Raw genomic sequence first — 648 nt, forward strand, 5'->3', positions numbered from 1 at the left:
GTCCTTGGGCAGTGCGATCGCCAGCTTGCGCATCACGGCAAGCGACTGGTCCGCGTCGCCATCCATCTGCAGCGCCGCCGCGTAATTGGTGGCGATCCGCTTGTCGTTGGGGTTCCTGGCATAGGATTCGCCGAGCCTGGCCGTCGCGCTGTGCAGCTCGGAGGCAGACATGGTCTCCAGCGGCCTGCTGTCGGACCGTACGATGGAGCCAGTCGTGAGCTTGCTGGTACCGCAGCCGGCGACACTTGCCGCGAGTGCAGCCATGAAGACCGTGGTGATCAGCCGCTTGCCCGTGTTCATCAAACCATTGATCAGCATCGGCCTGCGGCCTCCATATGTGTGCGGCCTTGTGTGGCCGTCTTCCCTCCCGAAGAAATATTCTGTTAACCCTAACGGACAGTTAAGAACGCCGAGTCGGACGGCGTTAGAGCGGTTCAGCGTTTCATGGAATCGCCGAACCGCTCTAACTATTTGCTTCTTCGCAATTCCGGACGGAAAACCGCTACACACTTTTCCTGGAATTGCTCTAGCGGAGACCATCGAATGCCAGTCGAACTCGTCGAGACGAAATCAGCGACCGCCCTGCCGGTCCACCTGGTCGCGGGCGGCGGCCTTGATGCCGCGGGTCTGGCACCTGCCGTGATTGCC

General features: G+C 61.0%; 1 pseudogene. It reads right to left on the bottom strand.

The features are described from left to right. Nucleotides 1-318, bottom strand: a pseudogene (locus EN781_RS33655) (pilus assembly protein TadD); the annotation flags it as partial. Between the last annotated feature and the right edge of the window lie 330 nt (nt 319-648).

This window comes from Mesorhizobium sp. M4A.F.Ca.ET.090.04.2.1, from assembly GCF_003999085.1.
In the GTDB taxonomy this organism is placed as follows: domain Bacteria; phylum Pseudomonadota; class Alphaproteobacteria; order Rhizobiales; family Rhizobiaceae; genus Mesorhizobium.